General features: G+C 41.7%; 15 protein-coding genes. 4 read left to right on the top strand and 11 right to left on the bottom strand.

What is annotated here, in order from left to right; all coding sequences use genetic code 11:
- Window positions 1–127: 127 nt before the first annotated feature.
- Complete coding sequence (locus C727_RS0104480; RefSeq protein WP_017444429.1) at window positions 128–1,111, bottom strand: FecR family protein; 984 nt, start codon at window positions 1,109–1,111, stop codon at window positions 128–130.
- Window positions 1,101–1,622 carry an RNA polymerase sigma factor gene (locus C727_RS0104475; protein ID WP_017444428.1) on the bottom strand — a complete coding sequence of 174 codons (522 nt, stop codon included), beginning with the start codon at window positions 1,620–1,622 and terminating at the stop codon, window positions 1,101–1,103. Before C727_RS0104475 ends, C727_RS0104480 begins: the two co-directional genes overlap by 11 nt.
- Window positions 1,623–1,820: 198 nt before the next feature.
- Here C727_RS0104475 and C727_RS0104470 point away from each other — a divergent pair, with 198 nt between their 5' ends.
- Both C727_RS0104470 and C727_RS0104465 read left to right on the top strand, forming a co-directional pair.
- Complete coding sequence (locus C727_RS0104470) at window positions 1,821–2,477, top strand: 2OG-Fe(II) oxygenase (protein ID WP_017444427.1); 657 nt, start codon at window positions 1,821–1,823, stop codon at window positions 2,475–2,477.
- 14 nt (window positions 2,478–2,491) lie between these two features.
- Window positions 2,492–3,226 carry a 16S rRNA (uracil(1498)-N(3))-methyltransferase gene (locus C727_RS0104465; protein ID WP_017444426.1) on the top strand — a complete coding sequence of 245 codons (735 nt, stop codon included), beginning with the start codon at window positions 2,492–2,494 and terminating at the stop codon, window positions 3,224–3,226.
- A gap of 6 nt (window positions 3,227–3,232) precedes the next feature.
- Here the strand turns inward: C727_RS0104465 and C727_RS0104460 are convergent, their stop codons facing one another.
- Window positions 3,233–3,721, bottom strand: a complete 489-nt coding sequence (locus tag C727_RS0104460) for a DUF2938 family protein (protein WP_017444425.1) — start codon at window positions 3,719–3,721, stop codon at window positions 3,233–3,235.
- A 77-nt stretch (window positions 3,722–3,798) separates the two neighbouring features.
- On the opposite strand from C727_RS0104460, the gene C727_RS0104455 reads away from it, so the two are divergent.
- On the top strand, window positions 3,799–4,197 hold the full coding sequence (locus tag C727_RS0104455; RefSeq protein WP_017444424.1) for a helix-turn-helix domain-containing protein: 399 nt from the start codon (window positions 3,799–3,801) through the stop codon (window positions 4,195–4,197).
- A 40-nt stretch (window positions 4,198–4,237) separates the two neighbouring features.
- On the opposite strand, the gene C727_RS0104450 is transcribed toward C727_RS0104455, so the two are convergent.
- The 5 genes from C727_RS0104450 to C727_RS0104430 all read right to left on the bottom strand — a co-directional run bounded on the left by C727_RS0104450 (window position 4,238) and on the right by C727_RS0104430 (window position 10,826).
- The gene (locus tag C727_RS0104450) at window positions 4,238–6,016 is read right to left on the bottom strand and encodes a TIGR03545 family protein (protein WP_017444423.1); all 1,779 of its coding nucleotides are present in this window, start codon (window positions 6,014–6,016) and stop codon (window positions 4,238–4,240) included.
- Between the two features lie 2 nt (window positions 6,017–6,018).
- A complete protein-coding gene (locus C727_RS0104445; RefSeq protein ID WP_017444422.1) occupies window positions 6,019–6,528 on the bottom strand; it encodes a TIGR03546 family protein in 510 nt (169 codons plus the stop codon).
- A gap of 217 nt (window positions 6,529–6,745) precedes the next feature.
- Entirely contained in the window at window positions 6,746–7,144 is a 399-nt protein-coding gene (gene mutT / locus C727_RS0104440; RefSeq protein WP_017444421.1) for an 8-oxo-dGTP diphosphatase MutT, read from the bottom strand.
- Window positions 7,145–9,841 (bottom strand): preprotein translocase subunit SecA, encoded by a 2,697-nt coding sequence (secA, locus tag C727_RS0104435; protein WP_017444420.1) that lies wholly within the window; start codon window positions 9,839–9,841, stop codon window positions 7,145–7,147.
- Window positions 9,842–9,896: 55 nt separating this feature from the next.
- Window positions 9,897–10,826, bottom strand: coding sequence for a M23 family metallopeptidase (locus tag C727_RS0104430; RefSeq protein WP_017444419.1), 930 nt, complete (start codon window positions 10,824–10,826; stop codon window positions 9,897–9,899).
- 11 nt (window positions 10,827–10,837) lie between these two features.
- Between C727_RS0104430 and C727_RS0104425 the strand changes: the two genes are divergently transcribed.
- Window positions 10,838–11,296, top strand: a complete 459-nt coding sequence (locus C727_RS0104425; RefSeq protein WP_017444418.1) for a hypothetical protein — start codon at window positions 10,838–10,840, stop codon at window positions 11,294–11,296.
- A gap of 14 nt (window positions 11,297–11,310) precedes the next feature.
- On the opposite strand, the gene lpxC is transcribed toward C727_RS0104425, so the two are convergent.
- The 3 genes from lpxC to ftsA all read right to left on the bottom strand — a co-directional run bounded on the left by lpxC (window position 11,311) and on the right by ftsA (window position 14,775).
- The gene (gene lpxC / locus C727_RS0104420; protein ID WP_017444417.1) at window positions 11,311–12,222 is read right to left on the bottom strand and encodes a UDP-3-O-acyl-N-acetylglucosamine deacetylase; all 912 of its coding nucleotides are present in this window, start codon (window positions 12,220–12,222) and stop codon (window positions 11,311–11,313) included.
- A 129-nt stretch (window positions 12,223–12,351) separates the two neighbouring features.
- Window positions 12,352–13,512, bottom strand: a complete 1,161-nt coding sequence (ftsZ, locus tag C727_RS0104415) for a cell division protein FtsZ (RefSeq protein WP_017444416.1) — start codon at window positions 13,510–13,512, stop codon at window positions 12,352–12,354.
- A gap of 30 nt (window positions 13,513–13,542) precedes the next feature.
- Window positions 13,543–14,775, bottom strand: a complete 1,233-nt coding sequence (gene ftsA, locus C727_RS0104410; protein WP_017444415.1) for a cell division protein FtsA — start codon at window positions 14,773–14,775, stop codon at window positions 13,543–13,545.
- Between the last annotated feature and the right edge of the window lie 4 nt (window positions 14,776–14,779).

Genomic DNA, 14,779 nt, shown 5'->3' with positions numbered 1-14,779 from the left:
CATTCGATTAGCTTTAATGGCGGGATAGCATATATTCCCGCGACTCGTTTGCTAGGACGAACGAAGTTGCAAAATTTTTCACTATAAATGATGTTTTAATAAAACCTTCATTTATAGTGATCTTTTGTTAATTCATTTTATCAACGATTAAGTACTCCCCCGACTCAGCTTTTTCAATTTTAAGCGGATAACTTGCTGCTAATCCGTTGAGAAAGGCACCTATCTGAGACAGGTTAAATGAAGCGGTTATATTATCTATATTTGCATTAGCTAATAAAACGATGCCCGGCGAGTAGTACGAATTCAGACGCGCGACTATCTGAGACAATGGCCGGTCTTCGAAGTCGAATCGCTTGTCCCGCCAATTTGCTATCTCATGCATGTTAATCGCTTTAATTTCGCCGAGCCCTTGTTGTTCAGTAAAAACAATACCCTGGCCCGCAATTAACGCTTGATTTTGAGTTCGCCCTTGATAGATTGCTTGCTGGTCAGTGATTTGTACACTTCCTTCAGCAACATTGAGTTCAACTTGTGATTGCTGATGTTTAATTTCAAATTCAGTGCCTAAGACGGTCACTTTGGTCCGGCCTGTTTCCACCACAAATGGACGTTCTGAATTTGCGACTATATCAAAATATGCTTCACCGACGTCCAGCCGTGTGTATCTCTTATCTGCAGAAAACTGAGAAATAAATAAACTATTCCCGCCCAGGGTAACAACAGAGCCATCACTTAATACAAAAGATTTTATTTGACCCACTTGAGTTCGGTATATTTTTTGTGTGGCGTCCGGTGCGGAAAAAAACGACAAAAAAAGAGATACTAGAATCACTCCGAAACAAGCAGCCACAGATGACCATTGCCAGACCTTAAGCTGTTTGCGCGCTGGACGATTTTGGCTGTCAGACAGCTTAAGCTTTTTGTTATGATTTTGCAGATGCTTACTACTAGGCAAAGCCTGCCAGAGATCTAAAACACTGTTAAAGGCTTTCAAGTGTTCATCACTTTGCTCTAGCCAGACCTTAAACTCAGCCTGAGTTTGAAAACTACAATTTGGATCATTTAATGCGGTTAACCAATCAACTGCTTGCTCAACGCTACTACGACTCATTATTCCCTCCGGAAGCTTGCATGTTGGCCGCTAAAATAACCAAACTCTGATTCAGTTGACGACAGACATGAGCAATAGAGCATCCTAAATGTTGGGCAATCTCTGCATAGGTTTTACCGTCAATACGATGCATTACTAAAATTGTTTTTTGTTGTTCGCTTAAACTTTCAACTGACGCCTCTAATAAATCGATTTGTTGCTGAGTGCTTAAACAATCTTCTGGACTATGATGGCCCTCGTGAGGTGTACTCAATTGCGAATCTATGAATGCAGCTTCCAACTTTTGCCGCCTATGATAATCAATATAATCATTTTTAGTGAGTTGGTATAAATACGCTTTTGGGTTGACGACTTGTGTTTTTTGGTCAAGTTCTGAGAACTTAATAAAAGCGTTTTGAATCGCATCTTCGTAGTCAAAGCCTGAACCTGATAATTTGTGCCGAAACAGTTTGCTTAAATCTGCCCAGTAGTTTTGATAAAGATCTTTCAGTCTGTTCTTCTTTTTAGACATGGTTGACTATCCAACTGATCCAGTAAAATTAGAGTCAAACCCACAAGCTTTTGCGGGAAAGCTGGATATGCTATTTGATTCTTGTTAAAAATTTATGTCACCCCATAAAAGACTATATTTTTTGGATACGGATATTTTCCTTGGCAAACTTTCAATATTGGATAAAATACGCTCCCCTATATTTTGGATGCTACTACCATGTTTGAATTAGCCGATTCAAATGCCAGTTCAATCAACTTTTTAGCGATCGCGAATGCATTGCAAAGCCAAGGTTATGCCATTATTCCACACGCCTTGCCAGTTGATATTGAAACCAGCCTGATTAAACATGCGGTGCAATTATCCGAAAAACAAATGAAACAAGCCGCGATTGGGCGCAACCAAAATGAAACCACCAATAAGTTTGTTCGCCAAGATAAAATTGTTTGGATAAAAGAAGGTTCTGCGGCCGAAAAAGCTTGGCTGGCCCAAATGTCGTTATTGCGCGAGCAATTAAACCGCCAACTTTTTTTGGGGTTGTTTAGTTATGAATCCCACTTTGCCTGCTACCCTGAAGGGGCATTTTATAAAAAACATCTAGATGCGTTTAAAGGCCAAGCCAACCGTATTCTTTCAACTGTGTATTATCTAAATCCCAATTGGCAACCTGAAGATGGGGGTGAACTGGTGATTTACGATCCGGCCGACAACAATAAAATTCTCACCCAAGTCAGCCCACAAGCTGGTACTATGGTGGTATTTTTAAGCGAAGAATTTCCACATGAAGTACTAGCCGCCAAACGCACTCGTTATAGCATTGCCGGTTGGTTTAGGTTAAATACTTCGGTTAAAGGACAAATAGACCCGCCCAAATAACCATTGGAGCTGTTATGCGTATTAGTCGAATTTACCACCCAGACCCATTAACAACTGGCCAAGAGGTTGAATTAACCAGCGAGGCCAGCCACCACTTAGCTAAGGTATTAAGAGCCAAAGGTGGCGAAGCCATAGTGCTGTTTAATGGAGATGGTTATAACTATCCTGCTTCAATTAGCCAAGTAAGTAAAAAGCATGTATCCGCCAAAATACATGACAAAACGCCCAATGCGACTGAATCAAATCTTAAAATTGAACTCGCACAAGTGATCTCGCGCGGGGATAAAATGGAGCTGACCATTCAAAAAGCGGTTGAATTAGGCGTCACCCATATAACGCCCTTGTTAAGCGAGCGATGCGGCGTAAAGTTATCCAGTGAACGTTTTGCAAAAAAACGGCAACAGTGGCAAAAAATAGTGCAATCGGCCTGCGAGCAATGTGGTCGCTCTATCGTTCCAAAAATCGGTGATATCACTCAGCTAGAGGATTTGTTTAAACAAAATTTTGATGGTTTAAAACTTAACTTGCATCCACAAGCGAACGCCGGCATTGCCAATTTAAAAGTGCCTGAAAATGGCAAGATACAACTATTGATCGGCCCAGAAGGCGGTTTAAGCGAGCACGAAATACAGCTTGCGCATGCTTCCGGTTACCAAGACATATTAATGGGTCCGCGTATTTTACGAACAGAAACGGCCGGCTTAGCGGCCATTAGCATGCTGCAATGTGTGTTAGGAGATATGAACTAACCCTTATCACCTACCGACTTGCACCAATAAATAGGCACCCAGATATAAACCCAGCCCAAATATGCTGTGATTAAACAAGCTATGCAGCCGCATCAGGTTTGGCTGCTTGCTTTGGCTGGCCGCAATACCTAACCCTAAACAAGGCTGCATAATAAAAAACGGTGCGATTAAAGTTATAACGCCAAACAATAGCGCAGGCCAGACACTGGGTGCCGTTAGCCAATCGCTACCTGTACAAATAACCAATAAAACTGCATAAACTAGACCCGTTAAATAGTGAGTGAACCAACCCAAGACAGACTCATATTTAAGTGCTGTGCTATCGCCGATAAAAGCATGTGTGAATTGACCTTTAAACATATGCCCAACCCAGCGTCCAACCATCCCCCAGTTGGGTGGCGCGACCGCAAAAATTTTATATTTTAGCCATAAAACAATGTCCATAAAAATTGTTGCTGAAACACCTATTAACAAAATCTTCCACCCGTTATCCATATAACCTCCAAAACTTGCATTCAAATTTGTTGAAATGCTAATGTACAACTTCAAGTTAACTTGAGGTCAAGTAATTTATGGACATTACCAAGGTGGCTAAAAAATCCGGCGTTGCCGCGTCAACACTGAGATATTATGAAGAACGAGGTTTAATACACTCTATCGGTCGGCAGGGATTGCGCAGAGTATTTGATGATAATATTTTACAAAGGCTTGCCCTGATTGCATTAGGTCAGAGTGCTGGCTTTACCCTAGATGAGATTGCACTTATGTTAGGCGATCAACGCAAACCCGAAATCGATCGCGCTCGCCTCCAGCAAAAAGCGGATGAATTAGATAAAAAAATAAAACAGTTAACCAGTATGCGCGATGGACTACGCCATGTTGCCGTGTGCAGCGCCCCAAGTCACCTGGAGTGCCCCAAATTTAGACGCCTAATGGGATTGGCCGCAGCCGGTAAGCTTAAATCCAACTAGGCCATAAAGGCGGTTAAACCGCCTTTATGGCCTGTTAGTTTTAACCAAAAATATTGCCTATTTTGTCTTTTAACTTGTCTTTGGCTTTATCTTTAAGTTTTTCTTTTTGCTGCTCTTTAAAGTCATCAATTTTACTTTCTAATAACTTGTTTAAGGTGCCTTCTGAGTCTTCTATCCAAGCGTTTAAATCCGTGATTTCCGATACTTCCTGCTCAGATAATTTAAGCTTATCCGCAACTTTTTGATTTAATTTAGCTTGGTATTCTGTTTTTAACGAATCAAGCTCACCTTTTGCTTTGGCGGTCACACTGTCACGCACAATTTGATCCATGTTACTGTTTATGCCAATAGAAGGCGCAAAAGCCGAGCCATCTAAACGTATTTCAGCAGGTATGCTCGCTTGTTGGCTTAACGATTTAATCACCTCTTGGATCCATGGCGAACCTGAGGTGCTGGTAAACTTAGGCTGCAATAACTGCACTGAGTTATCTGAGTCAATTTGGCTATTGTTTAATTTTAATTGACCTTTCGCCGATATACCCGCTTGTTGCAATGAGAATTTTGCGCCTGATGGTTCTGATTTTTTAAACAACATATCTTCTACTGCCCACTGACCATCACCAATAAAATCACCTGACTTTTGCATAAAGTAGGCAAAATTGCCATCGAGTTGTCCATTTGAAAAGCTGTCAGAAAAGAACTTAATTTGGCTGTCTTGGTTACGCAGCCAGTTTTGGGTATTAATTTCGCTCAAATCTATTTCAACGCGACCCAATTGAGTAATTAATGAGATTTTACCATCTTTAACTAACCAGTCTGGCATTGGATTGTCATCAACAAAGTGAACAAAACGACCAACTTGAACCTTATCTATTCCAGCTTCACCGCTATCTCCACTACCAGCCGGCAAATATGGTTTGATAAACGCATAAAGTTCTTTGGCTTGCTCAGTGTATTCACGCGCTTTTTCACCAAACAAAATATGCGCTAAATCTTCTACTTCTAAAGTATCTAACTGATATTTGTTTTTAACTTGCTGCCAATCTTCTGATGGTGCTTGTTTAAGGGCTTTGCCTGCGTTTACTAGCTTATCTTTGCTCGCCACTAAATCATCTTTGACCTTTGACAATTGTTCTTTATCGGCTCGGATATCATCTTTTAAAGCTTCTAGCTCTTTTTGCAGCTTAACCACATCTTCAACCGTTTTTATCTCAGTCTCTTTTAAAGCTTTGATGCGTGTTTCATAAGCTTGGAGTTTTTCTTTATCTGGCAATGCCTGCTTGCTTTGCTGATAGGTTGCTTTTGCCTCGTCTAATGCAGTTTCTAATTCTTCGGCTCTTTGCACTGTGATCAGGTTACTGTTATCTAACAAGGTCTGCAGATCTGGAATACTGACTGCTAAGTCTTTAACATCCTCTTTAAGTGCCCCTTTTCCATCTTCACTGCTGCTAGTATAAACTTCACCCGGTGATTGACGCGGCTGATCCATTGCCACTTCAGTAAAGCGAACTTTTTCAAAGACGTATCGGCCTAATAAATACTCCCATAAATCCATTTGCGCGCCTGCTTGCTCAAATTGCAGCATATTATTGGCTGGGTTTTTTGGATCGGTCGCCTGAAATTCGTTAATGGTTAGGGTAAACGGTGACCAGTTAACATCAACTGACTCTACATTCACTTCTGCACCTAGCGCATACCCACCAGCTTCTTCTATCGTTAATTTAATTAACCAACCGGCAAATACGTAAATAAAACCAGCGAGCAATCCAATAACAGCAACAAAACCTAACAGGCCTTGCCAACGTAAATATTTTTTCATTGTTATACTCCCTGTAACTTCTCGTACATTTGGAAAATTCGGGTACTTTTAAGCATTTGCACCACCCGTAATTTAAGTATGTAAGCCATGACATGTACTCGGTACTCTAAAACCAAATAGTTAATCAAATAAACGATCGGAAAAAACAGCACTAAGCCAATCACTAAACCACCTAAGGTCAGCGTATGATGCAAGTGTGCTAGTTTAAAAAAGGTAAATTGATATAACGACTGCCACATAGACTCTAACGCTGGCATAGTTAACAAATACTCCCCCACTTGCGCAAAGGGTTGTTCAGCGAGTTCTCCAACAATTGCAAAGAGCGCAAAAGACACAAAAAATGCGCCTAAGTGAACCCGAACTAAAAATGCAATAAATAAAATAATTAGATTATGTAAACTAAGCAGTGGCGTTAACCCAATGATCATCCCAAGTGCAAAAGCATAAGCAATTTGTTTAGGTGAGTCTTCGGAGTTTAGCGCAATAAAAAGTTTTAAAATTTGTGTGAGCATATCAATCCCTTCAACCTTTATTATGCAGTGTCTTGATTTTTAATGTTAAGCCAAAACAAAAGATCAGTTTACATCTATCTTAACGGAAGTTAAAAACAGATGGGTAACGATTTACTTAAAAAGTTGTGTTTTGTGATAGATGTGCAAGTAAAAACAAAGCAGGTAAATCAACTCAGGCGTTATTTGCAGAGGGGTGTCGCGATTAATTCGCAAACACCTATGCCTTTGGTAGCTTGTTGAGGGCTTGAATAATTTCTAAATTAGCTGGCGGAAACTGGTGGTCGTACAACTCCTCAAGGCTGACCCATTTAATCGGTTGACCTTCTTTCCCGCTGGCTTGGCCACTAAAATGGCGACAAACCCAAGTATCTAAGATAACTTGTTTGTCACCATAGTCGTGGCTAATTTTAATTAATGGCTGACAGTCGGCTAATTCAATACCGCATTCTTCGAGCAACTCCCTTTTAAGGGCTGTTGTTACGTTTTCATCCGCTTCTACTTTACCGCCTGGGAACTCCCAAAATCCGCCTTGATGCTGATGATCAGCCCGTTTTGCAATTAAAATTTGTTGGTCGCGATTAAAAACTACCGCGACCGCTACATGCACTTGTTTCATTTAACTTAATTTACCGCAGCAGTTTTTATATTTTTCGCCCGAACCACAAGGACAAGGTTCATTTCTTCCGACTTTACGGCCTTCGCGAACAACGGCTTGCCCTTTGTTGTTTTCTAACGGCTTGTCTTCGGCATGCTGGTACTGCTTAGGCGCAGCTTCACTCTCTCGGCGTTTGGCTTCAACCGCTTCAACATCTGACTCTTCGCGCACTCTAACCTTTGACAGTATGCCTACCACTTCTTGTTTTAATGTTTCAAGCATATTAGAGAAAAGCTCAAACGACTCTCTTTTATATTCTTGTTTTGGATTTTTTTGAGCATAACCCCGTAAATGAATCCCTTGACGTAAATGATCCATGGCAGCCAAATGCTCTTTCCAATGGCTATCCAAGGTTTGCAACATAATGGCTTTTTCAAAATGACGCAGTACAGGCGCACCAACGGCTGCTTCTTTTTCTTTATAAGCTTGATCAAATTCTTCTCGAATACGTTCACGAAGCTTTTCATCATCTAGTTTTTTATCTTCGTCTAACCACTGTTGAATAGGTAGCTCTAGTGCTAAATCATGTTTTAAGCGTTCGGTTAGTCCGTCTATATCCCACATCTCTTCAACTGACTGACGAGGTACGTAAGCATCAATAGTGCTTTCGATAACGTCGGCACGAATTGCAGTAATGGTTTCACTGATGTCTGATTCGTTCATTAGCTCATTGCGCTGCTGATAGACCACTTTACGCTGGTCATTCGCTACATCATCGTATTCCAATAACTGTTTGCGGATATCAAAGTTACGCGCTTCAACTTTACGCTGGGCATTCTCAATCGCTTTGGTTACCCAAGGATGTTCAATGGCTTCGCCTTTTTCCATGCCCAGTTTTTTCATTAACCCAGATACTCTATCGCTGGCGAAGATACGCATGAGCGAATCTTCCATAGATAAGAAGAAACGCGAAGACCCTGGATCGCCTTGACGGCCGGCACGACCACGCAACTGGTTATCAATCCGTCTAGATTCATGACGCTCTGTACCAATGATGTGTAAACCACCCGCTTCAACCACAGCATCATGGCGAGCTTTCCAATCTTCTTTTACTTTAGCCACTTGCTCTTCGGTTGGATTTTTTAACTGTGCCAGTTCAATATCAGGGTTACCGCCCAATACAATATCAGTACCACGACCGGCCATATTAGTCGCAATAGTTACAGCACCCGGACGACCGGCTAACGCAATAATATCCGCTTCTTTAGCATGATATTTTGCGTTTAAAACTTGGTGTTTAACTTTGTTCTTTTTCAAAAAAGCCGAGATAAGCTCAGAGTTTTCAATTGAAACTGTGCCCACAAGCACAGGTCTGTTTTGCTCAACAACGGCTTTAATGTCTTCCACAATGGCCTGATATTTTTCTTCTGCCGTTAAATACACAAGATCAGGGTAGTCTTTACGGATCATTGGTTTATTGGTTGGCAAAATGAGGGTTTCTAAACCATAAATAAAATTAAATTCAAAAGCTTCGGTATCTGCCGTCCCTGTCATGCCAGATAGCTTTTTATATAATCGGAAGTAGTTCTGGAAAGTAATTGAAGCCAGTGTTTGGTTTTCGTTTTGAATTTGCACTCCTTCTTTTGCTTCGATGGCTTGGTGCAAACCTTCTGACCAACGGCGGCCTTCCATTGAGCGGCCTGTATGCTCATCAACAATGACGATTTGACCATCTTTTACTAAATAATCAACGTCTTTGTGATATAGAGTATGAGCTCTTAATGCGGCATTAATATGCGCAACAAGTCCAATATTAGCAGCATTGTATAAAGAGTCGCCTTCTTGAAGCACTTTGCGCTCAATTAAAAGCTCTTCGACTTTCACCTGACCTTTTTCAGTTAGGTGCACCTGTTTTGACTTTTCGTCAATGGTAAAATGCCCTTCGCTCTCTGCTTCTTCTGTGTCCTCTTTATCAGCCCGCTCCAACATAGGCACAACCTGATTAATCTGTTGATAGAGTGCAGAGCTATCCTCAGCGGGACCAGAAATAATCAGTGGTGTTCTTGCTTCGTCAATTAAAATTGAGTCAACTTCATCTACAACAGCAAAATGCAATTCGCTTTGTACACGCTCTTCAGGACTAAACGCCATATTGTCACGCAGGTAATCAAAGCCAAATTCATTGTTAGTACCATAAACAATATCTGAGCCATAAGCCTCGCGTTTTTCAACCTGACTTAAACCTGGAATATTGCAACCAACGGTTAATCCTAAAAATTCAAATAATGGTCGGCTCCAGTTTGCATCCCGCATCGCTAGGTAATCATTCACTGTTACTACGTGGACTGAACCAGCCAGAGCATTTAAGTAGGTCGGTAAAGTTGCCGTTAAAGTTTTACCTTCACCTGTACGCATTTCGGCAATTTTACCTTGATGCAGCACCATACCCCCGAGCAACTGAACATCAAAGTGACGCATACCTAACACTCGTTTTGACGCTTCACGACAAACGGCAAAAGCCTCAACCAATATGCTATCTAAGGTAGCGTCTGCAGCTAATTGTTTTTTAAACTCAGCTGTTTTAGCTTTTAGCGCTTCATCACTGAGCGCGGCATAATCTTTTTCTAAAGCGTTAATTTCGGCCACAACTTTATTCATTTTTTTAATCATTCTGTCGTTGCGGCTGCCAAATATAGATGTCAGTAATTTTGTAATCATTCAGTTATCCCAACCTGTTTTTGCAGGTAGTGCGTCCCCTGGTTAAATAGTTTGCTTATTTTGCACGACGATAGACATATTTCAACGGATCTATCTGTTTTCCATGGCGTAATATTTCGTAATGGACGTGCGGCCCAGTCGAGCGCCCGGTCGACCCCATTACACCTATCTGGGTGCCTTTGTTGACAACATCACCAACCGACACCAGGATCTCTTGATTGTGGCCATACCGGGTTTTTAGTCCTTGGCCATGATCAATTTCGATCAGTTTACCATATCCATAACGTTCACCGGCAAAAGTTACGATACCAGCCCCTGTGGATATAATTGGACTGCCATTTTTGCCTGCAAAGTCTAAACCTTTGTGCATAGCGGGCATTCCATTAAACGGATCTTTGCGTAAACCATAATATGAGGACAACCAACCCGATTTTATAGGTCTGCCACTAATATAAATTTCATCGCTGATATTTTGGTTTAATAATAAAGACTCTAACAAGCTTAACTGCTGCTCTTGTTTTTGATACTTACTCATTAAAGTATCCATTTGTGTCAGCAATTCATGATCGATATCCAACTCTGCAATCCAATCAACTGATTCACTCGCTGGCCCGCCGATTGCCGATGGCTGAGTAAAATCAAATTCTGCTGGATTTAAATCAGATTCATCAACCAGTTTTGCACCTAGCGCGTTCATACGTATCGCATAACTTTGCAGTTCACTTAGTTTAAGTTTTATTGCGGCAAGTTCTGCCAAGGTATTCGACTTTAACAGATTTAACTCTGTTTTTTGCGCCTTGACTTGCTGCAGAGGCTGCTCGATAGGATTTAATAATGTTTCATTCGTAGTTAAATATTGATTTACGCTGTACACTAAAACCAGCATTAAAGCAGCCACAGACAACAACATTAAAAATAATTGTTTTTTACTCAGATCAATGTGAACTATTTGGTTGCGTCCTGAGTATATTAGTTTTATAGACATAAAAGTTAAAGATGCGCCCCAGACCGAAAAATTTAAAACAAATAATGCGAGAAAAATGGCCAGAACAAGCCAGCTCTCAAAAAATAAACAATGAGTATAACAGCGAGCTTTCTAATGAGCTAGAACTTTACTTACCTGAAAATCTACATAAACAAGTTAGCATTGAGGGCTTCAAACAAGGTTTATTAGAACTAACTGTGCCAACTGCCACCCAACTATTGGTTTTAAACAGACAGCGAAGCCAATTAATCAGCCAATTGCGTAAAAATAACCCTCAGCTTATCAGCATTAAATGTTCGGTTAAACCTGTCAGTCAGCAACGCTATAACACTGCTCAACCCACACCAGAACGCAAACTAAAAAATCAGTTATCGGCCCGCAGTCGACAGCATTTAGAGGATTTTTTAGCAACAGCGCCAGAAGAGTTAAAAGGCGCTTTAGAGCGCCTTTTAGATAAAAAAAGTAATTAAGTTCAGTGTTTTATTTAAGCGGGTTCAACGGCAAGAAACTCTAACGGAGCCTGCTCAGTGGATTCAAACTCAACTAAGCTCCAACAATCTGTTTGCGTTAAAATTTCTCTCAATAGCTGGTTATTCAACGCATGCCCTGTTTTAAAAGCTCTAACTTCACCTAACAAAGCTTGACCACTCATGTACAAATCGCCTACGGCATCTAATATTTTATGCATGACAAATTCATCGTCATAACGAAGGCCATTTGCGTTTAGTACCTGAAACTCATCTAATACAACGGCGTTATCAAAGTTGGCCCCAAGTGCTAAATTATTCGCCCGTAAATATTCAAAATCTTTCATAAAACCAAAAGTACGTGCTCGGCTGACCTCATTGATAAAGTTTTGGCTAGAAAACTCAAAGTTAACATGCTGGCGTGTTGCCGCGATCGCTGGATGCGGAAATTCGACTTTAAAATCAAATTTATAACCAGGGTACGGTAATATTTCGGCCCATTTGTCGTCAGCTTCAACCCGTATCGGTTTGTCGATACGGATAAACTTTTTATTGGCAGAAAGCTCTTCTATGCCAGCTTCTTCTATTAACAAGATGAAAGGACTCGCACTGCCGTCAACAATAGGGACTTCATTGGCTGTCAGCTCAATGATCACATTATCAATCCCTAATCCCGCTAAAGCAGACATTAAATGCTCAACAGTTGAAACAGCGACACCATTTTCATTTGTCATACAAGTACACATAGTGGTGTCTGTTACTGCCTGAGGTGAAACAGGCATATCAACCACGGGATTTAAGTCAACTCGTCTAAATACGATCCCAGTATTTGCAGGTGCGGGACGCATCGTTAGTTTAACTTTTTCGCCGCGGTGCAGGCCAACACCCAGTGTACTGACACTTTGTTTAAGTGTGCGCTGTTTAATCATTTAATTTCTCCTAGCTCAAAACACGTATGTTTCGGGAATGCGAAGACAGATCATACCAGTTTGCTGCTTTTTTCAAAAGCAACAATAGATATTCACTTAGTTTTTGTTAGCTAAACCACAAAAAACTGCCTAATCTGCTTGCTTTCGCAAAAACGCTGGGATGTCTAAATAAGTGCCTTCGCTATTTGATTGCACGTCTTCACTCGGCTCAATCGCTGCTTTACCCGCACCGACTGCAACCGCTTGTGAGCTCGCACCGGAAGCATCTGTAGTGCCGTAATGCGCTGCGGTTTGCTGCGGACGTGAGTTAGGCACCAGAGAAATATCAGGTTTAGCATCACCGATACCAGTAGCCACAACGGTCACCCTTAGCTCTTCGCTCATTTCGGCATCAATCACCGCACCCACAACAACTGTGGCATTTTCTGAGGCAAAAGCTTTAACTGCATTACCAACGATTTCAAATTCTTCGATACTAATATCCATACCAGCAGTGATATTAACCAAAATACCACGAGCACCCGCTAGATCTACATCCTCCAACAGTGGGCTAGATATCGCGGCTTCTGCTGCTTCTTCAGCTCTATCTTCACCGCGTGCGACACCAGTGCCCATCATGGCTGTGCCCATCTCCGACATAACCGTTTTTACGTCAGCAAAATCCACATTGATCAAACCTGGACGGGTAATTAACTCTGCAATACCTTGTACTGCCCCTTGCAAAACATTATTAGCCGCTTTAAAAGCATCCAACAAGCTGGTGCCTTTACCCAATACTTTTAATAATTTGTCATTGGGAATAGTGATCAACGAGTCGACATTACGGGCAAGCTCTTCAATACCGGCTTCGGCGTAAGCCATTCGCTTTTTGCCTTCAAATGGGAAAGGTTTAGTCACTACAGCGACAGTTAAAATGCCCATTTCACGAGCGATTTCCGCAACCACTGGCGCTGCACCTGTGCCAGTACCGCCGCCCATGCCAGCCGCAATAAAGACCATATCTGCACCACGAATCGCTTCTTCGATCACCTGACGATCTTCTTCAGCTGATTTACGACCGATCTCAGGATTGGCACCTGCTCCCAAGCCTTTGGTCACATCGCGACCCAGCTGAATTGTCATTCCCGCAGAAGAAGCTCGCAATGCTTGCGCGTCTGTGTTGGCAGCGACAAACTCAACCCCTTCGATGCTGTGATGAACCATATGCTCAACGGCGTTACCACCGCCACCGCCGACCCCAATTACTTTAATGACTGCTTCGTCATTATGCTCGCTCATAATATCAAACATTATATTTACCTCTTGCACCTGCAGTTAAAATTAAAATTCACCTTTAAACCAGCTTTTTAAAAGCTGAAAAACACCTTTGACGGACTGCGTCTCATCCTGACTGAGACCCTCTTTCAAGTTTTCTTTCCCATAATGTAATAATCCAATCACTGTGGCATAAGCAGGATCGTCCGTATATTCGGTTAATCCTTTTATACCAATTGGACTACCCAGGCGAACTGGCACTTGAAATATTTCCTCAGCCAGTTCAAGCGCACCTTCCATTTTGCCGGTGCCGCCCGTTAAAACTACGCCAGCTGCAATTTGATCATCCCAGCTGCTTTTTTCTACATCTTTCTGAATTAACTCATATAGTTCTTGATACCTAGGCTCAACAACTTCGGCTAATGTGTGGCGCGACAAACTTCTTGCTGGTCGTCCGCCCACACTGTGTACTTCAATATTTTCTTCTAAGCTCACCAAGTTTCGCTGTGCACACGCATATTTTATTTTTAACTCTTCGGCGTGCCCCAATGGAGTGATGAAAATTTGCGCAATATCTTTGGTCACCTGATTCCCAGCGACTGGGATCACAGAACTATGGCGAATACCACCACCGGCATAGACCACTAGGTCGATAGTGCCACCACCAATATCAGCAACACACACACCAAGCTCTTTTTCATCTTCTGTTAATACCGCTAAACTGGAAGCAAGCGAGGAAGACACCAAAGCATCTACTTTTAAGCCGCAATGTTTAACACATTTAATTAAATTATTAGCCATATCATTGGCGCAAGTGACTAAGTGAACCTGCGCGGACAAACGCACCCCAGACATGCCGATAGGACTTTTAATACCTTCTTGAATATCAACACAAAACTCTTGTGGTAATACATGTAAAACCATACGCTCCGCCGGCAGCGGAACAGATTTAGCCGTGTGTATGACGTTATCAACATCCTCACTGGTCACTTCGTGCTCATGAATGGGCACCATGCCATTTTCGTTTTGACATTTAATATGTTTGCCTGATATTGCTAAATAAACCGACGAGATCTGACACCCAGACATTAATTCAGCTTCACTAATGGCCTGTTTGATTGAATGAGTAACCATAGTGATATTATTCACACCACCTTTATCCATGCCCTGAGATGGGTGTGAACCAACCCCAATAACATTAATGGTATCATCCGGCAGGATCTCGCCCACAACAGCCACTACGTTTGTTGTGCCAACATCTAAACCTACAACCAAATTTTTCTCTAATGTTTTAGACATATCT

The sequence above is a fragment of the Gayadomonas joobiniege G7 genome, from assembly GCF_000300815.1.
GTDB classification, from domain to species: Bacteria; Pseudomonadota; Gammaproteobacteria; order Enterobacterales; family Alteromonadaceae; genus Catenovulum; species Catenovulum joobiniege.
The sequence above is the reverse complement of the archived record's forward strand: the minus strand, read 5'-3'. Positions and strand labels throughout refer to the sequence as shown.